General features: G+C 70.5%; 24 protein-coding genes. 15 read left to right on the top strand and 9 right to left on the bottom strand.

What is annotated here, in order from left to right; all coding sequences use genetic code 11:
- Nucleotides 1–5: 5 nt before the first annotated feature.
- Complete coding sequence (gene mce / locus ACZ7D7_RS00230) at nucleotides 6–446, bottom strand: methylmalonyl-CoA epimerase (RefSeq protein WP_470821105.1); 441 nt, start codon at nucleotides 444–446, stop codon at nucleotides 6–8.
- 148 nt (nucleotides 447–594) lie between these two features.
- Here mce and ACZ7D7_RS00225 point away from each other — a divergent pair, with 148 nt between their 5' ends.
- Together ACZ7D7_RS00225 and meaB are read left to right on the top strand one after the other, a co-directional pair.
- Complete coding sequence (locus ACZ7D7_RS00225; protein WP_470821103.1) at nucleotides 595–1,803, top strand: acetyl-CoA C-acetyltransferase; 1,209 nt, start codon at nucleotides 595–597, stop codon at nucleotides 1,801–1,803.
- A gap of 57 nt (nucleotides 1,804–1,860) precedes the next feature.
- Nucleotides 1,861–2,817: a methylmalonyl Co-A mutase-associated GTPase MeaB gene (gene meaB, locus ACZ7D7_RS00220; protein ID WP_470822393.1), complete on the top strand. Its 957-nt coding sequence runs from the start codon at nucleotides 1,861–1,863 to the stop codon at nucleotides 2,815–2,817.
- A gap of 51 nt (nucleotides 2,818–2,868) precedes the next feature.
- On the opposite strand, the gene ACZ7D7_RS00215 is transcribed toward meaB, so the two are convergent.
- Nucleotides 2,869–3,525 (bottom strand): PepSY domain-containing protein, encoded by a 657-nt coding sequence (locus ACZ7D7_RS00215; protein WP_470821101.1) that lies wholly within the window; start codon nucleotides 3,523–3,525, stop codon nucleotides 2,869–2,871.
- Nucleotides 3,526–3,655: 130 nt separating this feature from the next.
- On the opposite strand from ACZ7D7_RS00215, the gene ACZ7D7_RS00210 reads away from it, so the two are divergent.
- On the top strand, nucleotides 3,656–4,318 hold the full coding sequence (locus tag ACZ7D7_RS00210; RefSeq protein ID WP_470821099.1) for a response regulator transcription factor: 663 nt from the start codon (nucleotides 3,656–3,658) through the stop codon (nucleotides 4,316–4,318).
- Entirely contained in the window at nucleotides 4,315–5,805 is a 1,491-nt protein-coding gene (locus tag ACZ7D7_RS00205) for a sensor histidine kinase (RefSeq protein WP_470821098.1), read from the top strand. Before ACZ7D7_RS00210 ends, ACZ7D7_RS00205 begins: the two co-directional genes overlap by 4 nt.
- Before the next feature lie 28 nt (nucleotides 5,806–5,833).
- On the opposite strand, the gene ACZ7D7_RS00200 is transcribed toward ACZ7D7_RS00205, so the two are convergent.
- From ACZ7D7_RS00200 to ACZ7D7_RS00185, 4 genes are all read right to left on the bottom strand, one after another.
- Nucleotides 5,834–6,310 (bottom strand): MarR family winged helix-turn-helix transcriptional regulator, encoded by a 477-nt coding sequence (locus tag ACZ7D7_RS00200; protein ID WP_470821097.1) that lies wholly within the window; start codon nucleotides 6,308–6,310, stop codon nucleotides 5,834–5,836.
- A 93-nt stretch (nucleotides 6,311–6,403) separates the two neighbouring features.
- Nucleotides 6,404–7,201 carry an AIM24 family protein gene (locus tag ACZ7D7_RS00195; protein WP_470821095.1) on the bottom strand — a complete coding sequence of 266 codons (798 nt, stop codon included), beginning with the start codon at nucleotides 7,199–7,201 and terminating at the stop codon, nucleotides 6,404–6,406.
- The gene (locus ACZ7D7_RS00190; RefSeq protein WP_470821093.1) at nucleotides 7,198–7,848 is read right to left on the bottom strand and encodes an AIM24 family protein; all 651 of its coding nucleotides are present in this window, start codon (nucleotides 7,846–7,848) and stop codon (nucleotides 7,198–7,200) included. The genes ACZ7D7_RS00195 and ACZ7D7_RS00190 overlap by 4 nt, the downstream gene beginning before the upstream one ends.
- 1 nt (nucleotide 7,849) lies before the next feature.
- Entirely contained in the window at nucleotides 7,850–8,482 is a 633-nt protein-coding gene (locus ACZ7D7_RS00185) for an AIM24 family protein (protein WP_470822391.1), read from the bottom strand.
- A gap of 186 nt (nucleotides 8,483–8,668) precedes the next feature.
- Between ACZ7D7_RS00185 and ACZ7D7_RS00180 the strand changes: the two genes are divergently transcribed.
- The 4 genes from ACZ7D7_RS00180 (at nucleotide 8,669) to glxA (ending at nucleotide 13,322) form a co-directional block, all read left to right on the top strand.
- Nucleotides 8,669–9,013 (top strand): DUF3817 domain-containing protein, encoded by a 345-nt coding sequence (locus ACZ7D7_RS00180; RefSeq protein ID WP_470821092.1) that lies wholly within the window; start codon nucleotides 8,669–8,671, stop codon nucleotides 9,011–9,013.
- Nucleotides 9,010–9,306, top strand: a complete 297-nt coding sequence (locus ACZ7D7_RS00175) for an MTH1187 family thiamine-binding protein (protein ID WP_470821090.1) — start codon at nucleotides 9,010–9,012, stop codon at nucleotides 9,304–9,306. Before ACZ7D7_RS00180 ends, ACZ7D7_RS00175 begins: the two co-directional genes overlap by 4 nt.
- A gap of 212 nt (nucleotides 9,307–9,518) precedes the next feature.
- Nucleotides 9,519–11,363, top strand: coding sequence for a glycosyltransferase family 2 protein (locus ACZ7D7_RS00170; protein ID WP_470821089.1), 1,845 nt, complete (start codon nucleotides 9,519–9,521; stop codon nucleotides 11,361–11,363).
- Between the two features lie 3 nt (nucleotides 11,364–11,366).
- Complete coding sequence (gene glxA / locus ACZ7D7_RS00165; protein ID WP_470821088.1) at nucleotides 11,367–13,322, top strand: radical copper oxidase GlxA; 1,956 nt, start codon at nucleotides 11,367–11,369, stop codon at nucleotides 13,320–13,322.
- Between the two features lie 9 nt (nucleotides 13,323–13,331).
- Here glxA and ACZ7D7_RS00160 read toward each other — a convergent pair whose 3' ends face one another.
- Complete coding sequence (locus ACZ7D7_RS00160; RefSeq protein WP_470821086.1) at nucleotides 13,332–14,327, bottom strand: glycoside hydrolase family 6 protein; 996 nt, start codon at nucleotides 14,325–14,327, stop codon at nucleotides 13,332–13,334.
- Between the two features lie 145 nt (nucleotides 14,328–14,472).
- Here ACZ7D7_RS00160 and ACZ7D7_RS00155 point away from each other — a divergent pair, with 145 nt between their 5' ends.
- The 3 genes from ACZ7D7_RS00155 to ACZ7D7_RS00145 all read left to right on the top strand — a co-directional run bounded on the left by ACZ7D7_RS00155 (nucleotide 14,473) and on the right by ACZ7D7_RS00145 (nucleotide 17,138).
- The gene (locus ACZ7D7_RS00155) at nucleotides 14,473–14,982 is read left to right on the top strand and encodes a MarR family winged helix-turn-helix transcriptional regulator (protein WP_470821085.1); all 510 of its coding nucleotides are present in this window, start codon (nucleotides 14,473–14,475) and stop codon (nucleotides 14,980–14,982) included.
- 43 nt (nucleotides 14,983–15,025) lie between these two features.
- On the top strand, nucleotides 15,026–15,364 hold the full coding sequence (locus ACZ7D7_RS00150) for a DUF3817 domain-containing protein (RefSeq protein ID WP_470821083.1): 339 nt from the start codon (nucleotides 15,026–15,028) through the stop codon (nucleotides 15,362–15,364).
- A gap of 73 nt (nucleotides 15,365–15,437) precedes the next feature.
- Entirely contained in the window at nucleotides 15,438–17,138 is a 1,701-nt protein-coding gene (locus ACZ7D7_RS00145; protein ID WP_470821081.1) for an acyl-CoA mutase large subunit family protein, read from the top strand.
- Here the strand turns inward: ACZ7D7_RS00145 and ACZ7D7_RS00140 are convergent.
- The gene (locus ACZ7D7_RS00140; protein WP_470821079.1) at nucleotides 17,135–17,773 is read right to left on the bottom strand and encodes a TetR/AcrR family transcriptional regulator; all 639 of its coding nucleotides are present in this window, start codon (nucleotides 17,771–17,773) and stop codon (nucleotides 17,135–17,137) included. The genes ACZ7D7_RS00145 and ACZ7D7_RS00140 overlap by 4 nt on opposite strands.
- Nucleotides 17,774–18,025: 252 nt before the next feature.
- On the opposite strand from ACZ7D7_RS00140, the gene ACZ7D7_RS00135 reads away from it, so the two are divergent.
- The 4 genes from ACZ7D7_RS00135 (at nucleotide 18,026) to ACZ7D7_RS00120 (ending at nucleotide 22,289) form a co-directional block, all read left to right on the top strand.
- On the top strand, nucleotides 18,026–19,000 hold the full coding sequence (locus tag ACZ7D7_RS00135; protein WP_470821078.1) for a tetratricopeptide repeat protein: 975 nt from the start codon (nucleotides 18,026–18,028) through the stop codon (nucleotides 18,998–19,000).
- A 620-nt stretch (nucleotides 19,001–19,620) separates the two neighbouring features.
- A complete protein-coding gene (locus ACZ7D7_RS00130) occupies nucleotides 19,621–20,253 on the top strand; it encodes a DUF6230 family protein (RefSeq protein ID WP_470821076.1) in 633 nt (210 codons plus the stop codon).
- Between the two features lie 163 nt (nucleotides 20,254–20,416).
- Nucleotides 20,417–20,980, top strand: coding sequence for a DUF6114 domain-containing protein (locus ACZ7D7_RS00125; RefSeq protein WP_470821075.1), 564 nt, complete (start codon nucleotides 20,417–20,419; stop codon nucleotides 20,978–20,980).
- Nucleotides 20,970–22,289, top strand: coding sequence for a hypothetical protein (locus tag ACZ7D7_RS00120; protein WP_470821073.1), 1,320 nt, complete (start codon nucleotides 20,970–20,972; stop codon nucleotides 22,287–22,289). The genes ACZ7D7_RS00125 and ACZ7D7_RS00120 overlap by 11 nt, the downstream gene beginning before the upstream one ends.
- 96 nt (nucleotides 22,290–22,385) lie before the next feature.
- Here ACZ7D7_RS00120 and pyk read toward each other — a convergent pair whose 3' ends face one another.
- A complete protein-coding gene (gene pyk / locus ACZ7D7_RS00115; protein WP_470821071.1) occupies nucleotides 22,386–23,813 on the bottom strand; it encodes a pyruvate kinase in 1,428 nt (475 codons plus the stop codon).
- Between the last annotated feature and the right edge of the window lie 13 nt (nucleotides 23,814–23,826).

Below are 23,826 nucleotides of genomic sequence, written 5' to 3'. Positions count from 1 at the left end.
GACGGTCAGTGCTCAGGTGACTCAACAGGCGCGGAAGTGACCAGTTCTGTGAGTACGCCGTGGCAGTCCTTGGGGTGCAGGAAGGTGATTCGTGACCCCATGGAGCCGCGCCGGGGCTCTTCGTAGAGGACGCGTACGCCCTTGTCCTTGATGCCGGCCGCGTCCGCGTCGACGTCCGCCGTGCCGAAGGCGATGTGGTGGACGCCCTCGCCGTTCTTCGCGAGCCACTTCGCGACCGTGGAGTCCTCGCGGGTGGGTTCGAGGAGTTGCAGGTACGAGGCCCCGCCGTCGGAGGTCTCGTTGATCTTCAGCATGGCCTCGCGCACGCCCTGCTCCTCGTTGACCTCGGTGTGGAACACCTCGAAGCCGTACGTGGCACGGTAGAACTCGACAGTCCTGTCCAGGTCGAAACAGGCGATTCCGATGTGGTCGATTCGCGTCAGCATGGAGCCAGTGCACCGCCCCGGGGTTGGTTACGCAACGTGCGCGCGATCACACCGACAGCCCGGTGACGGGCGCCATACCGCTCAGTACATTCGAGTAAACCCTCGTTCACTCCTCGGCTGTGCAGGCCGGTAAGGGGATCGCAAGCTCATGTCATCAGGAACTTCCGGTACGAACAGCTCGGTGATCGTCGCGGGCGCGCGTACGCCCATGGGCCGGTTGCTGGGCTCGCTCAAGTCCTTCTCCGGGGCCGACCTCGGCGGCTTCGCGATCAAGGCCGCCCTCGACCGTGCGGGAATCGGCGGCGACCAGGTGCAGTACGTGATCATGGGGCAGGTGCTGCAGGCCGGGGCGGGGCAGATCCCGGCACGTCAGGCCGCCGTCAAGGCCGGCATCCCGATGAACGTCCCGGCGCTCACCATCAACAAGGTGTGCCTCTCCGGCCTCGACGCCATCGCGCTCGCCGACCAGCTGATCCGCGCCGGCGAGTTCGACATCGTCGTCGCCGGCGGCCAGGAGTCCATGACCAACGCCCCGCACCTGCTGCCGAAGTCCCGCGAGGGCTTCAAGTACGGCGCCGTCGAGATGCTCGACGCCATGGCGTACGACGGCCTGACCGACCCGTGGGAGAACATCCCCATGGGCCAGTCCACCGAGAAGCACAACACCCGTCTCGGCATCGGCCGCGCCGAGCAGGACGAGATCGCCGCGCTGTCCCACCAGCGCGCCGCCGCCGCCCAGAAGAACGGCATCTTCGAGGCCGAGATCACCCCGGTCGAGATCCCGCAGCGCAAGGGCGACCCGGTCCTGTTCAGCAAGGACGAGGGCATCCGCGCCGACACCACCGCCGAGTCGCTGGGCAAGCTCCGCCCGGCGTTCGACAAGGACGGCACGATCACCGCCGGCTCCTCCTCGCAGATCTCGGACGGCGCGGCGGCCGTGGTCGTGATGAGCCGGGCCAAGGCCGAGGAGCTGGGCCTGGAGTGGATCGCGGAGATCGGCGCCCACGGCAACGTGGCGGGTCCGGACAACTCCCTGCAGTCCCAGCCGTCCAACGCGATCGCGCACGCCCTGAAGAAGGAGGGCCTGGACGTCGCCGACCTCGACCTGATCGAGATCAACGAGGCCTTCGCCGCCGTCGCGGTGCAGTCAATGAAGGACCTCGGGGTGTCATCAGAAAAGGTGAACGTCAACGGCGGTGCCATCGCCCTCGGCCACCCCATCGGCATGTCCGGCGCCCGTCTGGTGCTGCACCTGGCGCTGGAGCTGAAGCGGCGCGGCGGCGGTGTCGGCGCGGCGGCGCTGTGCGGCGGCGGCGGTCAGGGCGACGCGCTGATCGTCCGGGTGCCCAAGGCCTGAACCACAGGCTGAAGTTGGCCGGATTCTTCTCCTGAACCGATCATGAACGGAGCTGTGATGCAGGACGTCTCCACGCTGGTGGCCCAGGCCAGGGAAGGCAGGCCGCGGGCCGTGGCCCGGCTGATCTCCCTGGTGGAGGGGGCGTCCCCGCAGCTGCGCGAGGTGATGGAGACCCTGGCCCCGCTCACGGGCAACGCCTACGTCGTCGGCCTCACCGGCTCACCCGGTGTCGGGAAATCGACGTCGACCTCGGCGCTCGTGACGGCGTACCGCAAGCAGGGCAAGCGGGTCGGCGTCCTGGCCGTCGACCCGTCCTCGCCGTTCTCCGGCGGCGCCCTGCTCGGCGACCGCGTCCGCATGTCGGAGCACGCCTCCGACCCGGGCGTCTACATCCGCTCCATGGCCACCCGCGGCCACCTCGGCGGTCTCGCCTGGGCCGCGCCGCAGGCCATCCGCGTCCTCGACGCGGCCGGCTGCGACGTGATCCTCGTGGAGACCGTCGGCGTGGGCCAGTCCGAGGTGGAGATCGCCTCCCAGGCCGACACCTCGGTCGTGCTGCTCGCCCCCGGCATGGGCGACGGCATCCAGGCCGCCAAGGCGGGCATCCTGGAGATCGGCGACGTCTACGTCGTCAACAAGGCCGACCGCGACGGCGCCGACGCCACGGCCCGCGAGCTGAACCACATGCTCGGACTCGGGGAGTCCCGGGGCCCCGGCGACTGGCGCCCCCCGATCGTCAAGACGGTCGCCGCGCGTGCCGAGGGCGTGGACGAGGTCGTCGAGGCGCTGGAGAAGCACCGCGCCTGGATGGAGGAGCGGGGCGTCCTGACCGAGCGCCGCCTGTCCCGCGCGTCCCGCGAGGTCGAGACGATCGCGGTGACGGCCCTGCGGGAGCGCATCGGCGACCTCCACGGGGACCGCCGCCTGAGCGCCCTCGCGGAACGCATCGTCGCGGGCGACCTCGACCCGTACCGCGCGGCCGACGAACTGGTGACGGGTCTGACGGAGGGCTGACCACCGGGCCGTCCCCGTCCCTGTCGCCGCCGTCAGTCGTCGTCGCTGCCGTCAGTCGTCGTCCGACGGCTCCGCCGTGACCTTGCCACCGCGCGGGTCGACGCGCCATTCCGAGCCGCCCCGGGTCTCGACCTCCCAGGCGGCGCTCCGGCCGTCGTCCCCGTCGTCGTCCAGGTCGACGGACGTCACGGTGCCCTTGCCGCCCACGGCCTCGGCCGCCTCGACGGCGGTGACGGACGCGCCCTTGAGGGCGGCGCGCACCTCGGCGGTGTCGTCCTCGTCGTCGGCGCGGGTGCCGATCACCTTGCCGCTGCCCGGGTCGACCCGCACGCTGCGCCAGGCGCCGTCGCCCGACAGCACGTCGACCTCCCAGACCGCCTTGCCGCCACGGTGGTCGTCGTGGTCGAGTTCGGCGGAGACCGCCGTGCCCGGCGTGTGCCGCAGTGCGGCGGCGATGGCGTCGGCGGCACTGACGCCACCGGTCTTCACCCGCGCGGCGTCGTCGTCCTGGCCGTCCTTGTCGTCGGCGTCGTCCTTGCCGTCCCGACCGTCGTCCGGCCCGTCGTCCCGCGCGTCGTCGTCCCGCCGGTCGTCCACGGACACCGCGCGACCGCCGTTGTCGTCGCCCGCCACCGCCAGGGCCGTGGCCGTGCCTCCCCCGGCCAACGCGGCGGCCGTGACGACGGCGATCACGATGTTGCGCTTCATGCGGTTCCTCCCGAGTCATGTGTTTCGAGGACGTTCGTTCCCGACAGCCATGACTCTCGCCCACCGACGCTGAGAGGAACCTGAAGCCACCTGAAGAGATCTTCAGGTCCCCCTTGGCACCCTGTACGGCATGCGCCTGTTGATCGTGGAGGACGAGAAGCGCCTCGCCGTGTCCCTCGCCAAGGGACTGACGGCCGAGGGCTACGCCGTGGACGTCGTCCACGACGGCCGGGAGGGCCTGCACCGGGCCACGGAGGGCACGTACGACCTCCTGATCCTCGACATCATGCTGCCCGGCCTGAACGGCTACCGCGTCTGCGCCGCCCTGCGCGCCGCCGGCCACGACGTGCCGATCCTGATGCTCACCGCCAAGGACGGCGAGTACGACGAGGCGGAGGGCCTCGACACCGGGGCGGACGACTACCTCACCAAGCCGTTCTCGTACGTCGTCCTGGTGGCCCGCGTGAAGGCGCTGCTGCGCCGCCGGGGGACCGGTGCCTCCCCGGTGCGGGTGCACGGCGACCTGAAGGTGGACACCGCCGCCCGCCGTGTCTTCCTCGATGACGCCGAAATCGCCCTGACCGCCAAGGAGTTCGCGGTGCTGGAGCACCTCGTCGTGCGGGCCGGCGAGGTCGTGTCCAAGGCCGACGTCCTGGAACACGTCTGGGACTTCGCGTACGAGGGCGATCCGAACATCGTCGAGGTCTACGTCAGCGCGCTGCGCCGCAAGCTCCGCCCCGGGCTGATCCGCACGGTGCGCGGCGCCGGCTACCGCCTGGAGGCGGGACGGTGAGGCGGCGCCCGTTCGGCTCGGTACGCCTGTTCGGCTCGGTACGGTCCCGGGCGACGCTCGCCGCGACGCTCGTGGTCGCGGTGGCCCTCGTCGCCGCCGGGGCGGCCGTCCTGCTGTCCCTGCGCTCCAGCCTGCTCGACCAGGCGGACACGCAGGCGGAGCGGACCGCGCGGGAGGTCGCGGTGGAACTGGCGGCGGGCCGGGCGTACGACCGGCTGTCCCTGGACGACGACGATCGTCCCGTCCAGGTCCTCACCGGGGACGGCAGGCTCGTCGCGGCCAGCGAGGACCTGGAGCGGATCACCGGCACCCCCACGGACCGGGTCCGGCCCGGTCCGGCGACGACGACCGAGGACGGCAAGCCCGACGACGGCAGCGACGACGAGGGCGACGACAGGGACGAGGCCTCCGACGGCGAAACCGGCTCCGACGACGACTCCCTCGACCCCGGCGAGATCGGCGACGCCGCCTTCACCGACGGTTCCGCCACGATCGACGGCGACGCGGCCGACTACCGCTTCGCGGCCGTCCCGGTGGAGGTGCGGGACAAGGGCGAGCTGACCGTGTGGGCGGGTGCACCGCTGGCCGCCGAGCAGAGCGCCGTGAACACCGCCCTGACCGGCATGCTGACCGGCTTCCCGCTGCTGCTCGGCGTGGTGGCGGGCGTGACCTGGCTGGTCACCCGGCGCGCACTGCGTCCCGTCGAGGGCATCCGGCGGGAGATGGCCGCGATCACCGCGTCCGAGGACCTGGCCCGCCGCGTCCCCGTGCCGGACACGCACGACGAGATCGCCCGCCTGGCCCGCACCACCAACGAGACGCTGGCCGCCCTGGAGACGTCGGTGGAACGACAGCGCCGCTTCGTCGCCGACGCCTCGCACGAACTGCGCAGCCCCATCGCGTCGCTGCGCACCCAGTTGGAGGTGGGCGCCGCGCACCCCGGGCTGCTGGACGTCGAGGGCGCCGTGGAGGACACCGTACGGCTGCAGCGGCTCGCGGCCGATCTGCTGCTGCTGGCGCGGCTGGACGCGGGGGTGCGGCCGGCCGCCGGCGCCCGGGTGGACCTGGCCGCGCTGGCGCGGGAGGAGGCCGTGGGCCGGGACGGGGTGACCGTCACGGCGGAGTCCGCCGAAGTGGCCGGATCGCGCGGACAATTGGGGCGACTGCTCGCCAATCTGCTGGACAACGCGCAGCGGCACGCCCGGTCGGCCGTCGAGGTGAGCGTGCGCAGCGAGGGCGCGCAGGCCGTCCTCGCGGTGGCGGACGACGGGGACGGTGTGCCGGAGGCGGACCGGGAGCGGATCTTCGAGCGGTTCGTCCGGCTGGACGCGGCGCGCAGCCGCGACGACGGCGGCGCCGGCCTGGGTCTGGCCATCGCGCGCGACGTCGCCGCCCGGCACGGCGGCACCCTCACGGTCGGCGAGGCACCGGCCGGCGGAGCCCGGTTCGAACTCCGCCTGCCCCGCGCCCGGGGCCTGCCCGCGTGAGCCGCCGAACGGCCGGGGCGGGGACCGGTCAGCCGCGGCCGCGCTGGCCGCGCAGGTGCTCCGAGATGGGCTTCAGGGCCTTGTCGAGGTCCGACAGGGCCTCGGGGGACAGGAGGTCGATGAAGTGCCTGCGCACGGAGGCCACGTGGTGCGGCGCGACCTTCTCCATCGTCTCCATGCCGTGCTCGGTGAGCACCGCGTAGAGTCCGCGCCGGTCGGACTCGCAGTTCTCGCGCCGCACCAGATTCGCGTTCTCCATCCGCGTGATCTGGTGGGAGAGACGGCTCTTGGACTGGAGGGTGGCGGAAGCGAGGTCGCTCATCCGCATCCGCAGGTCCTCCGACTCGGACAGATTGACCAGGATCTCGTAGTCGTTCATCGTCAGGCCGAACGGCTGCAGGTCCTTTTCGAGCTGGTACGTCAACAGTTTGTTGACTTCCAGGTGGGTGCGCCAGGCGCACTGCTCGGCATCGGTCAGCCAGTGAACGGCTGTCTCTGTCTCCATGTATGAAGTCTACCTAAAAAGTTGAAAGGCAAACTAGCGGGGGGTTCTGTGACAGTGGGCACGCGTTCGATGTCACACTCCGCAGATTACCGCTCACAGCCCGAAGCGACGCTGGAGGTCTCCGAGCTGTCCGGGAAGGCGCGGTGCCCCGGACTGCGGCCCGCGTCCCCCGGTCGTACCGCCGCCGGGCACGCCCGCGTGCGGTGGAACCGCTCCCGTCGCCTGCTCCGCCATCAGCGTCTCGCTCGACTGCAACAGCACCGTCCCCGCGCCCACGAACTCGAACTGGTGCTCCTCCCCGGAGGCCCCGCCGAGACCCGTCAGCGCACGTAGACCGCCCATGAGCCCCGTCATGTACCCGTGGTCGTAGTGATGGCAGGGTGACGGGCAGTCGGCCCACCCCACGAGTGCCTGCGGATCCACCCGGATCGGAGGTTCCATGAACACCACCGGTCCGTTTGACGCGGCCACGAACTTGCCGGTTCCGATCAGCGTGAGAAAACCCGGGACGATCGACTGCTTGAGCGAGAGACTTGGCTGAAAAGCAAGCAGGTTGCCCGAGCGAATGGTCAGGTTGCCGTCCTCGAGGTCGTAAGAATTCACGTCGAAGGCCCGGTCGGCGAGCAGCATCTTGCCCGAGCCCTCGGCGACGACCCAGTCGCTCGCGTGCAAAGGCGAATGGAACGACGTGCGCACCAGGCGCTCCAGGCGTCCGTGCCCGATCCCGTTGAACTCGATGGTCCCGTAGTAGGCGATCATCTTGCCCTTCTGCAGGAACCACTGGCTCCCCTTGAGCTCCACGCAGAAGGTGTAGGCGTCGACGTTGTCGTCGGCGGGCAGCGTCGCCGGGTCCCACACGGCCGGGCCGCCCGTGGCCCCGTACATGCTCACAGCTTCTCCTCCGAGGCCTGGACGTACACCGCACCGCTGCCGCTGAGCTCCAGCTGGAACGCCTCGCCGGAGCCGCGGCCCACCATGTCCCGCCAGCCCAGCGCGGTCGACAGCTTGTTGCGCACGTCGCCGTGGTGGGCGACGTAGGCCTGCGGGTCCACGTGCACCGGACGCTGCGGCGTGATGGGGATCTCGATGACGCCGCCGTGCGCCATGACGGCGACCGAGCCGTGCCCCCGCAGCGTCGTCGTGAACAGCCCCTGCCCGCTCACCTGGCCCCGCACCATCCCCATGACGCCGCCCTGCGAGCCCAGGAACACCGTGCCCTGCTCCAGCGTGCCCTCGAAGGCGAGGAGACGGTCCGCCTCGACGTACAGGGTGTCGCCGGCGAGGCCGATCACCTGGACGTGGTGGCCGCCGTGCCCGAACAGCACCGTGCCGTTGCCCTCGACGGTCATCAGGGGCGTGTCCTCGTCCGCCACGCGGCGGCCGATCATCGACATCACGCCGCCCTGGCCGCCGGTCATGTTCGGGGTGAACGACACCTCGCCCTTGTAGGCGAGCATCGCGCCGCGCTGACTGAACAGCCGCGCGCCGGGCACCACGGTCGCCTCGACGACCTTCGCGTTGAGCTCCCGAAGGGCCATGTCACACCTCACCCGCGATCGTGTCCCGCTCGCTCGGCTGCACGTACACCAGGCCGTCCCCCTCGAACCGGATCTGGAAGGCCTCGCCGCCGCCTTCCCCGAGGAACGTGCGGAACGTCACACCGGACTGGAAGCTCTGCTGGAGATTGCCCTGGTGCGCGATGTACGCCCCCGGGTCCACCGTGAGCGGGTACTGCGGGCTGACGCGCAGCACGACCGCGGGCCCCACCGACGTGATCGCCGCCTGCCCGGTGCCCTCGACGGTGGTGGTGAACAGCCCGTTGCCCTGCGAGGCGCCGCGCAGCCCCGTGAACGACGTCCCGGTGCGCAGCCCGGCGTCCGTCGCGAGCAGGTTGCTCGACTCGACGTACAGCTTGTCGCCGTGCAGACCGACCAAGTTGATCTCGGCGGCACTGTCCGCGAACCAGCAGGTCCCCTGCCCCTTCACCTCCATCACCGTCATCTGCTCGCCGGTGAGCCGCCGGGTCACCATCCCCCGCACGCCCTCACCGCCGCCGCTCAGCTTCTTGAAGGCCATCTGCCCGTCGTACGCGACCATGGAGCCGTTCTTCGCCTTCACGGCGTCCCCGGTCAGGTCGACGGCGAGCACCCTGCTGCTCTGAAGTCGGAACATCGCCACGGCAGTGACGGTAGCCCGAAGGTCCCGTCGGAGGACAGATGCCTCAGAAGGAACCGAACCCCTAAGGGCCGAGACAACCCCCCTCGGAAACGCCCCGCTCCCGTTTGCCACAATGGACCGCGGCTTGTGCACCCGTTCACAAGCCTGCCGACGTCTCTCCCACCGAAGGTGACCCGACCCGTGGACATCAAGACCGCCACCGCCCTCCGCCGCCTCCGCCTGGTCTCGACGCCCGAGGCGGTCTCGTTCCTGCTGCTGCTCGTCTGCTCCGTACTGAAGCGGACCACCGACTTCAACGCGGTGCCGGTGATGGGCGCGATCCACGGCGCGCTCTTCGTCCTCTACGTGGTCTTCTGGGCGGACGCCTGGAACCGCGCCAAGTGGCCGCTGAAGGACGCCGCGCTGTACTTCGTCCTGTCGGTCCTCCCGGCCGGCGGCTTCGTCGCCGACCGCCGCCTGCGCCGCGAGGCCGAGAACGCGGTCATCGCGTCCCGCGCCCGCAAGGAGGGCGTGGTCGGCGCATGATCGTCGCCTTCTCCGTGACGCCGCTGGGCGTCGGCGAGGACGTGGGGGAGTACGTCGCCGACGCCGTGCGGGTCGTCCGCGAGTCGGGCCTGCCGAACCGCACGGACGCGATGTTCACGTCCGTGGAGGGCGAGTGGGACGAGGTCATGGACGTCGTGAAGCGGGCCGTCGAGGCGGTGGAGCGGCGGGCGCCGCGGGTCTCCCTGGTCCTCAAGGCGGACGTCCGCCCCGGCGTGACGGACGGCCTGACCTCCAAGGTCGAAACGGTGGAACGCCACCTGTCGTCCGAGTAGCGCCGCTCGCCGGCCCACCCCGGTCGACGACGAACCCCGGTCCCGCGAAGGGGCCGGGGTTTTCGCGTGCCCGGCGCGGCTGTCCGCGCCCGGCCCGGCGTGCCGTATGTATCGCCCACCCACCTGGCCCCCCACAGGTCGACACACCCACAATCCTCCACTTTCGTAGGGGTATCGGTGCTTCGATCACGCCTCAATCACTGGAGGGCGCTGTGCCGCCGGAGGGCTACGACTACGACACCCACAGCCGACTCGCCGGACCCCTCACCCAGCCGTCGGGCAACGCCTACCGGGTGCAGTACACCTCGCTCCTCTCGCGCGAGCCCCACCGCATGAGGGCCGTCGCCCTCATGGCCCTCGCCCCGCTCCTCACCGGCGCCCTCCTGGTCTACCTCGTGTGGCCCACCCACTGGGTCGAGCGCGAGGGCGCCGACCGCTGGCTGGTCGGCCTCGACGTCACGATGCTCATAGCCATTGGCCTCATCGAGCTGTTCATGGTCGTCAACGTCGCCTCCGTCGCCCACGCCACGATGGTCGCCCGCGACCCCGTCCCCGTCGTCCCCGAACCCGGCACCCGCGTCGCCTTCCTCACCACCTATGTCCCCGGCAAGGAACCCCTCTGCATGGTCCGCGCCACCCTGGAGGGCGCGCGCAGGATCACGCACACCGGCCCCGTCGACGTCTGGCTCCTCGACGAGGGCGACGACGACGCCGCCAAGGCCCTGTGCGCGGAGCTCGGCGTCCGGCACTTCACCCGGCACGGCGTCCCCGAGTGGAACCGCCCCACCGGCGTCCACAAGGCCCGCACCAAGCACGGCAACTACAACGCCTGGCTCGCCATGCACGGCGACGACTACGACTTCTTCGCCTCCGTCGACACCGACCACGTCCCGCTGCCCAACTTCCTTGAGCGGATGATGGGCTACTTCCGCGACCCGGACGTCGCCTTCGTCGTCGGCCCTCAGGTCTACGGCAACTACCACAACCCGGTCACCAAGGCCGCCGAGTCCCAGCAGTTCCTGTTCCACGCCCTGATCCAGCGCGCCGGCAACCGCTACCGCGCCCCCATGTTCGTCGGCACCAACAACGTCGTACGGATCTCCGCCGTCAAACAGATCGGCGGCCTGTACGACTCCATCACCGAGGACATGGCCACCGGCTTCGAACTGCACCGCACCCGCAACCCCCGCACCGGCCACCACTGGCGCTCCGTCTACACCCCGGACGTGCTCGCGGTCGGCGAGGGCCCGGCCTCCTGGACGGACTTCTTCACCCAGCAGATGCGCTGGTCGCGCGGCACCTACGAGACGCTGATCAAGCAGTACTGGAAGGCCCCGCTCAGCATGCCCCCGGGCCGCCTCTTCTCGTACACGCTGATGCTCGTCTACTACCCGATGACGGCCGTCAACTGGTTCCTCGGCATCCTCAGCTGCTTCCTGTTCCTCTGGTTCGGCGCGTCGGGAACCCAGGTCGCCGCCTCCGTCTGGCTGATGCTCTACAGCGACGCCGCCGCCCTCCAGATCGGCCTCTACCTGTGGAACCGCCGCCACAACGTCTCCCCGCACGAACCGCAGGGCTCCGGCGGCCTGGCCGGCATGGCGATGTCGGCACTGTCCGCGCCGATCTACCTGAAGTCGTTCACGGAGGCGGTCCTGCGCCGGCCCAGCCGCTTCGTCGTCACCCCGAAGGGCGGAGACGCCAGCCCCGACCGGCTGCTCACCTTCCGCATCCACCTCTCCTGGGCGGCGCTGCTCGTCGTCTCCCTCACCGCGTCGGTCGTCCTCGGTCACACGCACGCGGCGATGCGCACCTGGGCGCTCCTCGCGACGGCGATCTCCCTCGCGCCGGTCACGGTGTGGCTCGCCACGCAGCTGAAGGAGCGCAGGGCGCGGCCGGCGGCGGCCGACGTCAGGCAGGCGGAGCGCCGCGAGCAGCCGGAGCAGCCGGAGGTGCACCCGCTGCCCGCGAGCGCCCGCGTCGGCGAGGGCCACGCGCCCGCCTTCGCCACGACAGGAGCCACCTCACCGGTGACCGGCACCACGACAGGAGGCAACTAGCCCATGGCCCCCCAGCCGTCCAGCAGGACCAAGAAGACGGTCCTGGGCATCGGAGGCGTCGCGATCCTCGCCGGCCTCAACGCCCCGGCCGCCCTGGACTTCGCGGGCGACCGGTACCACGCGTACAAGATCGCCCAGCCCGAGTACAAGGCGAAGTACGGCTCCTGGAGCCAGGTCGACATCCCGGAGGAGTTCCGCACGAACGCCATCCACGCGGCGCTCCTGCACACCGGCAAGGTACTGATCGTCGCCGGATCCGGGAACGAGCAGAAGAAGTTCGACGCGGGGTCCTTCGACACCGTGCTGTGGGACCCGGTGAAGAACACGTTCAAGAAGATCCCCACCCCGGAGGACTTCTTCTGCAGCGGCCACGCCCAACTCCCCGACGGCCGCCTGCTGGTGGCCGGCGGCACGGCCCGCTACGAACTCCTCGACGGCGAGGTGGAACGCGCGGGCGGCGGCATGCGCGTGAAGAACGAGAGCCCCGACCGGGCGGTCTTCCTGAAGAAGGGCACCCGCTTCCGCTCGCCCGCCGGCGTCGAGTACGTCACCAAGTTCGACGTCACCGTCCCGAAGGCCAAGCGCACCTTCAAGGTGACGTACGACAGGTCCGGGGCGATGCGGCCGTGGAAGACGAAGGTCACCGCCAGCGAGCGGCGCGTGTGGGTCGAGGCCGTGGAGAAGGGCCCGCTGTCGGTCACCGAGAAGCAGGCGCAGTACGAGATCGTCGGCCTGAAGGGCAAGGCGGCGGCCAACGCGTACGGCCTGTCGGAGAAGATCACCCTCGACAAGCAGGACTTCCAGGGGATCCGCGCCGCCTACGAGTTCGACCCGGTCGCCGAGAAGTACGTGCCGGTCGAGCCGATGGACAAGGCCCGCTGGTACCCGACCCTGGTCGGCCTGGACGACGGCCGGGTCCTCGCGGTGTCCGGCCTCGACGACGTCGGCATGATCGACCCGGGGGACAACGAGATCTACGACCCGAGGACGAAGGAGTGGACGCCGGGCCCGAAGCGGTACTTCCCGACGTACCCGGCGTTGTTCCTCACCAAGGGCAACAAGCTGTTCTACTCCGGCTCCAACGCGGGCTACGGTCCGGCCGACAAGGGGCGCGAGCCGGGGATCTGGGACCCGGAGACCAACACCTTCAAGAAGGTGCCCGGCCTCAAGGACCCGGACCAGCTGGAGACTTCGGCGTCACTGCTGCTGCCGCCCGCGCAGGACCAGAAGGTGATGGTGCTGGGCGGCGGAGGCGTCGGCGAGTCGAAGAAGTCGACCCCGCGCACGGCGGTCGTCGACCTGAAGAAGGACAACCCGGCCTTCGTGGACGGCCCGGACCTCCCGCAGGGCACCCGTTACCTCAACAGCGTGATCATGCCGGACGACTCGGTGTTCACCTCGAACGGCTCCGAGGACTACCGGGGCCGCAGCGCCAGCAACATCCTCAAGGCGCAGTTCTACGACCCCCGGTCCAACACCTTCCGCGAGGCCGCGGCGCCCACGGTGGGCCGCAACTACCACTCGGAGGCGCTGCTGCTGCCCGACGGCCGGGTCGCCACGTTCGGCTCCGACCCGCTCTTCGACGACCAGCAGAACACCAAGCTCGGCCACTTCGAGCAGCGCATGGAGGTGTTCACGCCGCCCGCGCTGCACGCGGGCGCCGCCAACCGCCCCGTGCTGAAGGACGGTCCGAAGACGCTCGACGCGCGGCACCGCGTGACGTTCCGCACGGCGCACCCCGAACGCGTCGTCAAGGCACGGCTGATGCGGCCGAGCGCGGTCACGCACACCACGGACGTGGAGCAGCGCTCCATCCAGCTCGGCGTCGAGAAGAAGGGGGACTCGGTGACGTTCGAGGTGCCCAGGGACCGGGCCCTCGTCCCGCCCGGCTGGTACATGCTGTTCGTGACGGACGCGAAGGGCACGCCCTCCGAGGCCAAGTGGATCCACGTGAAGTGAACGAGCCCCTCACGCCCTGGAGTTGCGCGCCAGCTCCAGGGCGTACTCCGGCCACCAGCGTCCGGCGGCCGGGCCGCCCTCGCAGGTCCCGTCGGACTCGCCGGGCCGCTTGATCCACAGGTAGGCGTCCAGGGCGGGCTCGCCGGTGTCGGCCGTCGGGCGGGTGCCGAGCGCCCGGCCGGGCGGGTTGCACCAGGAGCCCTCCAGCGGGCCGTTGCCGTTGCGGCTGGTGTCGACGACGAAGTGCTTGCCGTCGAGGCTCTTGGACAGCTCGCGGCCGTACGCGGTGGCGGCCTCGTTGGTCTGGAAGTTGGAGACGTTGATCGCGAAGCCGTCGGCGTTCGCGATCCCGGCGCGCTGGAGCGGGGCGACGAGCTTGCCGGGCTCCTTGATCCATTCCGGGTTGCCCGCGTCGAGGTAGACCTTCGTGCGGGGCTGCCGCCCCAGCCGGTCGACGGCCTCCGTCAGCAACTGCTCGCGCTCGGCGTGGTACTCGCCGGGCGTACAGCCGTCCACGATGTGGGCGACGGCGTCCGGCTCCAGCACGACGAGGGCCTTGGCGTCGCCGATCGCGTCGGCGAACTTCCCGATCCACTGCCGGTAGGCGTCCGCGTCGGGCGCGCCGCCCGCCGAGTGCTGGCCGCAGTCCCGGTGCGGGATGTTGTAGGCGACGAGGACGGCCGTCCGGCCGGCCCGGTCCGCGGCCAGCGCCGCCTCCCGCACCTGGGGCCCGGGGTCCGATTCGCCGGTCGGCCAGAGGGCGGCGGGGTGGTCGGCGATCCGCTTCAGCAGCTCGGCGTCCTGCGTGCGGCCCTCCTGCCGCCAGGCCTGGACCTGCCGCGCCGCGGGGCTGTCGGGGTCGACCCAGAACGGGGAGGTGTCGGGGGCCGACTTGCGGGAGGCGGAGCCGGCGAAGGTGGCCTTGTCGACGTCCGGCCCGGACGAGCAGCCCGCCGTGAGCCCGAGCAGCGCGAGGGTCGCGAGGGTGTGGATCAGCCGGGGCATGCTGCTCCCTGGGTCAGAGGTGACGTACACATGGGGAGAGATCGCCAGCAATCGTTGCACAAGGGAACAACCGGGCAGTGGACCGACATGGTCGAAGTGCGAGACAGGGCTGACCGCTATATGACCGGCCGGTATGGTCTGGGGCGTGCCGAAGCCGCTCAGTCTCTCCTTCGACCCCATCGCCCGCGCCGACGAACTCTGGAAGCAGCGCTGGGGAGGCGTGCCGTCGATGGCCGCCATCACCTCGATCATGCGGGCCCACCAGATCCTGCTCGCCGAGGTCGACGCGGTGGTCAAGCCGTACGGGCTGACGTTCGCGCGGTACGAGGCGCTGGTGCTGCTGACCTTCTCCAAGTCCGGCGAGCTGCCGATGTCCAAGATCGGCGAGCGGCTCATGGTGCACCCGACGTCGGTGACGAACACCGTGGACCGCCTGGTCAGGTCGGGCCTGGTGGACAAGCGCCCCAACCCCAACGACGGCCGCGGCACCCTCGCGTCGATCACCGGCAAGGGCCGCGAGGTCGTCGAGTCGGCCACCCGCGACCTGATGGCCATGGACTTCGGCCTGGGTGTCTACGACGCGGAGGAATGCCGCGAGATCTTCGCCATGCTCCGCCCCCTGCGCGTCGCGGCGCGGGATTTCGAGGAGGAGTGACCCGGGGCAAGATCTCCCGGAACCCGCGGTTACGCTCGAACGCATGAAAAAGAGCGTGCTGACCCGCTACCGCGTCATGGCGTACGTCACCGGCGTGCTGCTGATCCTGCTGTGCCTGGGCATGATCGCCAAGTACCTGCTCGAGATGGACGGCGCCGAGGGCTTCACGCGCGTCGTCAGCATCGCGCACGGCTGGCTGTACGTCGTCTACCTCGTCTTCGCCTTCGACCTGGGCGCCAAGGCGAAGTGGCCGGTCAAGAAGCAACTGTGGGTGCTGCTCGCCGGGACCGTGCCGACGGCCGCGTTCTTCGTGGAGCGGGGCATCAGCCGCGAGCTCGGAACGAGGACCGCGGAGGGTTCGCCCGTGGTCGCCAAGGCCTGATCCACAGCCGTACGGAGGACCGTGCGGCTGTCGGGCATCGACATTTACTAGGACGTCCAAGTAAATTCGAAGCATGGACGCTGACGCCATCGAGGAGGGCCGCCGTCGCTGGCAGGCCCGGTACGACGCCGCACGCAAGCGCGACGCTGACTTCACCACGCTTTCCGGGGACCCCGTGGAGCCGGTGTACGGGCCACGGCCCGGTGACAGGTACGACGGGTTCGAGCGGATCGGCTGGCCGGGGGAGTACCCCTTCACGCGCGGTCTGTATCCGACCGGCTACCGAGGGCGTACGTGGACCATCCGGCAGTTCGCCGGCTTCGGCAACGCCGAGCAGACCAACGAGCGCTACAAGATGATCCTCGCCAACGGCGGCGGGGGCCTTTCGGTCGCCTTCGACATGCCCACCCTGATGGGCCGCGACTCCGACGACCCGCGCTCGCTCGGCGAGGTCGGCCACTGCGGTGTCGCCATCGACTCCGCCGCCGACATGGAGGTGCTGTTCCGGGACATCCCGCTCGGGGACGTCACCACCTCCATGACGATCAGCGGGCCCGCCGTGCCCGTCTTCTGCATGTACATCGTCGCCGCCGAGCGCCAGGGCGTGGACCACCGCGTCCTCAACGGCACCCTCCAGACCGACATCTTCAAGGAGTACATCGCCCAGAAGGAGTGGCTCTTCCAGCCCGAGCCGCACCTGCGCCTGATCGGCGACCTCATGGAGTACTGCGCGGCCGGCATCCCCGCCTACAAGCCGCTGTCGGTCTCCGGCTACCACATCCGCGAGGCCGGGGCGACGGCCGCGCAGGAGCTGGCGTACACCCTCGCCGACGGGTTCGGGTACGTGGAACTGGGGCTGAGCCGCGGCCTCGACGTCGACGTGTTCGCCCCCGGCCTCTCCTTCTTCTTCGACGCGCACGTCGACTTCTTCGAGGAGATCGCCAAGTTCCGCGCCGCGCGCCGCATCTGGGCCCGCTGGATGCGGGACGTCTACGGCGCCACGAGCGAGAAGGCCCAGTGGCTGCGGTTCCACACCCAGACCGCCGGCGTCTCGCTGACCGCGCAGCAGCCGTACAACAACGTCGTCCGTACGGCCGTCGAGGCGCTCGCCGCCGTGCTCGGCGGGACCAACTCCCTGCACACCAACGCCCTCGACGAGACCCTCGCGCTGCCCAGCGAGCAGGCCGCCGAGATCGCGCTGCGCACGCAGCAGGTGCTGATGGAGGAGACCGGCGTCGCCAACGTCGCCGACCCGCTGGGCGGTTCCTGGTACATCGAGCAGCTGACCGACCGCATCGAGGCCGACGCCGAGAAGATCTTCGAGCAGATCAAGGAGCGCGGGCTGCGGGCCCACCCCGACGGGCAGCACCCGATCGGGCCGATCACCTCCGGGATCCTGCGCGGCATCGAGGACGGCTGGTTCACCGGCGAGATCGCCGAGTCGGCGTTCCGGTACCAGCAGGCGCTGGAGAAGGGCGAGAAGAAGGTCGTCGGCGTCAACTGCCACACCGGGTCCGTCACCGGTGACCTGGAGATCCTGCGGGTCAGTCACGAGGTGGAGCGGGAGCAGGTGCGGATCCTCGCGGAGCGGAAGGCGGCGCGGGACGACGCGGCGGTGCGGGCCGCGCTGGACGCGATGATCGGGGCCGCGCGGTCCGGCGGCAACATGATCGAGCCCATGCTGGAAGCCGTCCGCGCGGAGGCGACGCTGGGCGAGATCTGCGGCGTGCTCCGGGACGAGTGGGGCGTGTACACCGAGCCCGCCGGGTTCTAGGCGGGGGCCGACGGGTCTGAGGGCGCGGCCCTCAGGCCCGTCAGCAGGATCCGGGTGAAGTCGCGCACCCACTGCTCGTCCGCCGGTTCCGCGCTGACCAGCGTTCGGTGGACCACCGCGCCCGCCACCATGTCGAAGATCAGGTCGGTCGTGCGCGCGGCGTCCGCCGGGTCCGCCGGCGGGGGGAGTTCGCCGCGGCGTTCCGCCCGGGTCCTGCCCTCCACCACCAGACGCTTCTGGCGCTCCACGATCGAGTCGCGGATGCGCGTGCGCAGGGCGGCGTCGCGCGTGGATTCGGCCACGACGGCCATCAGGCCGCTGCGGGCCTCCGGGCGGGCCAGGATCGCCGCGAACTGGAGGACCACGCCCTCGATGTCGGCGGCGAGACTGCCGCTGTCGGGAAGGCGCAGCTCGTCGAAGAGCTCCGCCACCGCGTCCACGACCAGTTCGTTCTTGCCCGCCCAGCGGCGGTAGAGCGTCGTCTTCGCGACCCCGGCGCGCGTCGCCACGTCGCCCAGCGTGAGTTTGGACCAGCCGAGTTCCACCAGCGCCTGCCGCGTCGCGGCCAGGATCGCGGCGTCCGCCGCGGCGCTGCGCGGACGTCCGGTGCGACTGGCGGGGGTGCGGCTCTGCATCCTTTGACCATATCCGGCCAGTTCCGCGCGGCCGTGAGAGAGATCACCGGGGCACCCTGTCCGGCGGGCGCCGCAGGGCATTACGCTACGACTCGTAGCGAAAGCGAGCGGGCGGACGTACCCGCGAGCGACGGCCACGCGGCGCGGGTGGGGACCCGGCGCCGAACGCGAGCGCGAGCTCAACAACAAGCAGGGCGGCCTGCTTTCACAGCGGTTTTCACATGTGCGCGCCGGACGGGGGAGGATAGACGCATGCAGCCACGGAACATGTCCATGAGCGGAGTCGTCGACCTCGCCGCGGTGAAGGCGGCCCAGGAGGCCAAGGCGAAGGCGGAGCAGGCGCGCGCCCAAGCGGCCCGGCAGGGCGGCGGGCCGGGGGCCGTCTCCCCGGCCGATCTCGTCATCGACGTCGACGAGTCCGGCTTCGAGAACGACGTCCTGCAGCGCTCCACCGAGGTCCCGGTCGTCATCGACTTCTGGGCCGAGTGGTGCCAGCCCTGCAAGCAGCTCAGCCCGGTCCTGGAGCGGCTCGCCGTCGAGTACAACGGGCGTTTCGTCCTCGCCAAGATCGACGTCGACGCCAACCAGATGCTGATGCAGCAGTTCGGGGTGCAGGGCATCCCGGCGGTCTTCGCGGTGGTGGCCGGACAGGCCCTGCCGCTCTTCCAGGGCGCAGCGGGCGAGGAGCAGATCCGCCAGACCCTGGACCAGCTCGTGCAGGTCGCCGAGCAGCGCTTCGGCCTGACCGGCCTCGTCGTCGACCCCGACGCCGAGCCGGGCGCGGCCGAGGCCCCGGAGCGGCCGGCCGGACCGCACGACGCCGCGCTGGAGGCGGCCGTACAGGCGCTGGACGCGGGCGACCTCGGCGGCGCCGTCCAGGCGTACAAGAACGTGCTCGCCGCCGACCCGGGCAACACGGAGGCCAAACTCGGTCTGGCGCAGGCTGAGTTGCTCCAGCGGGTGCAAGGGCTCGACCCGCAGAAGGTGCGCCGGGAGGCGGCCGACAAGCCGTCCGACGCCCAGGCGCAGATCGCCGCCGCGGACCTCGATCTGGTCGGCGGCCACGTCGACGACGCGTTCGGGCGGCTCATCGACACGGTGCGGGTCACCTTCGGTGACGACCGGGACACCGTACGGCTGCGGCTGCTGGAGCTGTTCGAGGTCGTGGGCGCCGACGACCCCCGGGTGATCAACGCCCGCCGGGCCCTCGCGAGGGCCTTGTTCTGATCAGGTCCTAAACGCCCGGGGCCGTGACGCCCGGGTGAAAGAACGGCCACGAGGTGGTCACCGCGGCCGCGCTTTACCAAAACTTGGTAATCGCGGCCGCTGTTACTGCGAGTAAGTCGAGGCCGTTGATCTGTCGGAATCTGTCCAACGATCAATAGTTTTGTCCGGGCCCCTGGAGACACCCTGCGTCGCCGGTCGGGATCTCTCCGTCGTCCCCCGGTTATCCGTCCGTTACTAGCGAGTAACGAACCCCCTTGTGCGGGCGACGAGAATGCACCACGATCGGCCACGCTCGGTCCAATCCCGCATCCCCGACAGCCGGTCGGGCCGCGGGAGTTCCTGGGTCCCCACCGAGCAGAGCCGGCGGCAGTGGCGCCGGCTCTCGGGCAGGGGGGTCTTCGCCTCACGGCGAAGCCTGTCCAGCAAGGTTGTGCGTGATGCGTGTCAGGCGCGACCAGTGGTTGTCGCTCGGGGGTGATCGCCGGTGATTCGGGCGCTGTGTGCGCCACCGAGTGCGGGCGCTCTCCTTCCCGAGGACGTAGCACTTCTCCCATCCCTGCCCGGCTGAGCCGTCAAAGGGCAGTCAGGGCCAGGAGATGTACGTCCGAGAAGGAGGAAATATGGAGTCCCAGGTGCGTGGCGGGACCAGATGGAAGCGGTTCGCCGTCGTGATGGTGCCCAGCGTGGCCGCCACGGCAGCGATAGGTGTCGCCCTCGCGCAGGGCGCTCTCGCCGCGTCGTTCAGCGTTTCCGGCCAGTCGTTCAAGGTGACGACCGAGCGGCTCGACGGTCAGGGCTTCTCGCAGTACGGGGCGATCGACTCGGGCTACACGCTCGACGGCAAGAAGACGGCTCACCCCGTCGCCGTCTCGGCGTTCAAGTCCGCGACGATCAAGAACCTGTGCCAGTCCGTGGTCACCCCGGACGTCCCGCTGCTCGGCAACGTCAGCCTCATCCTGAAGGCGGGCGGCGGCAGCACGCCGGTCCAGGCCGAGAACCTGTACATCGATGTCGCCGACCTGAACGCCGACGCGACGTTCAAGAACATCGACATCGGTGTGGCCGCCAAGGACGCCAACAAGGGTCCGGGCATCGCCAAGGGCGACCACGCGAACCCGTACGGGTTCGCGCAGCAGGCCGATTCGGTCGTGCTGACCGACGTGAAGCAGACGGCGTGGGCGACCACCGCCGGAACCTTCAAGCTCAGCGGCCTGAAGATGTCGCTGTCGACGGGTGTCAAGGAGTGCTACTGAGCACTCGCTGACGGGCGGGGGAGCCGATGGCACCCCCGCCCGTGCGGTACCCGCTCGCGCCTTCACACGCCGAGCACACCGCGGGCACAGCACCCACAGCACTTACCGCACACGAAGCACCACCTCACCACCACGGCAACGCCGTTCTAGGGAGCTGTTTTCCATGAGCGCCGAGACTCCTGCCGCCATCGGCCAGTTCACCCGCCGGAGGCAGCAGTTCCGCGCCTGGCGGGGTATGCGGCCGTTCTGGGCCGGCCTGTTCGTCATGCTCGGCGGACTCCCCATCGCCTACTTCCCGTACGCGAACCTCCAGATCGGTCACCTGACGCTGGCGATGGCCACGACAGCCGGCGCCGGGTCCCTGATCATCGGCGTGCTGCTCGTCGTGCTGGGCATCAGCCTGTGGTTCCAGAAGCACATCCGCGTCTTCGCGGGCGTCGCGGCGATCCTGCTGGCGCTGGTGTCCATCCCCGTGTCCAACCTGGGCGGGTTCCTCATCGGGTTCCTGTTCGCGCTGATCGGCGGGGCGATGGCCGTGTCGTGGGCCGACGGTGCGCCGCCCGAGCACGAGACGCGGTACGGGAGCGGTCCGGCCAAGGGCGACGCCCTGGAGGGCACGCTGCCCGGCGCCGCGATCCCGCAGCAGGCCGACGGGGTGGACGAGCCGAACGATCTGTCAGGAACGAGCCCGGCCAACGGGGCGAACGGGAGGCACAGTGCCGGCTGACGAGGTGACCCACGGGATGGATGTGGACGCGTCCCGTGCGAGAACCGGGCCGCGCCACGCGGCACCCAAGAAGCCGCTGTTCACCAGGTTCCACATGCCGGCAGGCAAGGCGATAGCCCTGGCCGCGATGCCGACAGCGGTGCTCATGGGAATGGGGTTCACCCCCACGCTGGCCATCGCCGACAACAACGACGCCGTGAAGCCGACGTCGAACAGCCTGACCGTCGACGAGTACAAGGACTGCGTCGCCGCCCTCGACGAGGACGGCAAGGAGGACTCCGGGTCCGCCACGCCGTCGCCCTCGGCGAGCGCCTCCGAGGAGCCGTCGCAGGAGCCGGAGCCCGGCCCGTCGGCGACCACGAAGGCCCCCGACCCGGCTGACTCGGGTTCGGACTCGTCCTCTTCGCCGGATTCAGGTTCCGACGACGAGGCAGAGCCGACCCCGTCCGCCTCCGCGGGCAAGGAGGAGACGTCCGGCGACGCCGGTACGGCCTCCCCGTCGCCGTCGGAGAGCGGCGGCGGCCTGCTCGACGGCATCGGCGACGCCATCGAGGGCGTCCTCGGCGGCGGCAGGGCCTCGGAGAGCCCGAGCCCCACGCCGTCCGCCTCCGAGAGCGCGGCCGAGGACACCTCGTCCGACGGCGACGCCGAGGACGCTGTCGGGGACACCGCGGACAAGGTCACCGACACGGTGCGCGACACCGTCGAGGACACCACCGACAAGGCGTCCGAGGCGGCGAAGGACACCACCGACGCCGTCGGCGACGCGGCCGAGGACGCCCAGGACGCCGTACCGACGCCGACGCCGTCGGCGAGCGCGACGACCGACCCGGACGACTGCCCGGCCGCCACGGACGCCGAGGGCGGGATCGACAACAAGGTCCCGCTGCCCGACGACCCCTGGTACCTGGACGCCAGTTCGCTGCTGCTGAAGGGCGCCGACTACAAGGGCATCGTCGAGGTGAAGACGGCCAACGGCACCACCAAGAAGGTGCTGAAGTACGTCATCTCCGACGGCACCGACATCGGCGACCTGCACCAGACCGTCAAGGACCCGCAGTCCGGCAAGACCTACCACGTGCAGGCGGCCAAGGGCTCGACGTCCACGATCCGCGACGGCGACACCGTGATGTACACGGAGAGCATCTCCGGCAACCTGCTCGGGCTGATCCCGATCACGTTCAGCCCGGAGAACCCGCCGCCGCTGAACATCCCGCTGATCTACTTCACCAAGGTGAAGGTCGTGCAGGCCGGCCAGTTCGGCGGCACCCTGCACGTCCCGGGGCTGCACCAGTACATCACCGACTGAACGGCCCCTCCCAGACCACTCCGGGAGCCGCAACAACGCCGAGGGCGCCCCCCGTTCACCAGGGGGCGCCCTCGGCGCCGTTCGGGACCGGCCGGGTCAGCTCGCGGAGCCGCCCAGGTGGTGGACCCGGACCATGTTGGTGGTGCCGGGGACGCCGGGCGGGGAACCGGCCGTGATCACGACGATCTCGCCCGCGTTGAACCGGCCCAGCTTGACCATCTCCTGGTCGACCAACTCGACCATCTCGTCCGTGCTGTTGACGAACGGCACCACGTGCGGCTCGACGCCCCAGCTGAGCGCCAGCTGGTTGCGGGTGCCCTCGTCCGTGGTGAACGCGATGATCGGCTGCGCGGCGCGGTAACGGCACAGCCGGCGCGCGGTGTCGCCGGACTGGGTGAAGGCCACCAGGCCCCGGCCGCCGAGGAAGTCGGCGATCTCGCACGCGGCGCGCGCGACCGAACCGCCCTGCGTGCGCGGCTTCTTGCCCGGCACCAGCGGCTGCAGGCCCTTGGACATCAGCTCCTGCTCGGCCGCGGTGACGATCTTCGACATCGTCTTCACGGTCTCGACCGGGTACGCGCCCACGCTCGACTCGGCCGACAGCATGACCGCGTCGGCGCCGTCCAGGATCGCGTTGGCCACGTCGGAGGCCTCGGCGCGCGTCGGGCGGGAGTTGGTGATCATCGACTCCATCATCTGGGTCGCCACGATCACCGGCTTGGCGTTGCGCCGGCACAGCTCGATGAGGCGCTTCTGCACCATGGGGACCCGCTCCAGCGGGTACTCGACGGCCAGGTCGCCACGCGCGACCATGACGCCGTCGAACGCCATCACGACGTCCTCCATGTTCTCCACCGCCTGCGGCTTCTCCACCTTGGCGATGACGGGGACGCGGCGGCCCTCCTCGTCCATGATCCGGTGTACGTCCTGGACGTCGCGGGCGTCGCGCACGAAGGACAGGGCGACCATGTCGCAGCCCATGCGCAGCGCGAACCGCAGGTCGTCGACGTCCTTCTCGGACAGCGCCGGGACGTTCACGGCCGCGCCCGGCAGGTTGATGCCCTTGTGGTCGGAGATGACGCCGCCCTCGATGACGATCGTCTTCACCCGGGGGCCCTCGACCTCGGTGACCCGCAGCTCGACGTTGCCGTCGTTGATGAGGACCTGGTCGCCCTTGCTGACGTCGCCGGGCAGGCCCTTGTAGGTGGTGCCGCAGATCGAGCGGTCCCCGGGGACGTCCTCGGTGGTGATGGTGAACTCGTCACCGCGCACCAGCTCGACCGGGCCCTCGGCGAAGGTCTCCAGCCGGATCTTGGGGCCCTGGAGGTCGGCGAGGACACCGATGGCCCTGCCGGTCTCCTTGGCGGCGGCACGGACGCGGTCGTACCGCCCCTGGTGCTCGGCGTGGGAGCCGTGGCTGAAGTTGAAGCGGGCCACATTCATGCCGGCTTCGATCAGCGCGACGAGCTGCTCGTGGGAGTCGACCGCGGGGCCGAGAGTACAGACGATTTTCGAACGGCGCATGGGGCGATCCTAT

The sequence above is a fragment of the Streptomyces sp. NPDC037054 genome, assembly GCF_055606745.1.
Note: the sequence above shows the minus strand (reverse complement) of the source record. Positions and strands in the feature narration are given on the sequence as shown.